At 63.9% G+C, this 269-nt stretch carries 1 pseudogene; it reads right to left on the bottom strand.

The window, feature by feature from the left end:
• A pseudogene (locus ABGA94_RS02350) lies at positions 1 to 269 on the bottom strand (hypothetical protein); the annotation flags it as partial.

Below are 269 nucleotides of genomic sequence, written 5' to 3'. Positions count from 1 at the left end.
ATCCGCAGTGCGTCGCAGGACCAGCATGCCGGCATCGCACAGGTGAACCAGACCATCGTGCAGATGGAAGCCAGTACCCAACGCAACGCCAGCCTGGTGGAAGAGGCCGGTGCCTCCACGGCGCAGATGCAGGTCCAGGTTGCGCTTGCGGTCGCGCACGCTCACGTAGATCTGCACCAGCATCAGGATGATGCCCGCGAACACGAACAGCGCGCCGATGAAGGCGGCGATCAGGTACGGCGTCCACGCCGGGTTGTCGTACTGGTTCA

Origin of the sequence: Stenotrophomonas sp. 3diitr2024 (assembly GCF_042136455.1) — a bacterium.
Classification (GTDB): domain Bacteria; phylum Pseudomonadota; class Gammaproteobacteria; order Xanthomonadales; family Xanthomonadaceae; genus Stenotrophomonas; species Stenotrophomonas sepilia.
This window is presented reverse-complemented; position numbering and strand designations above follow the sequence as displayed.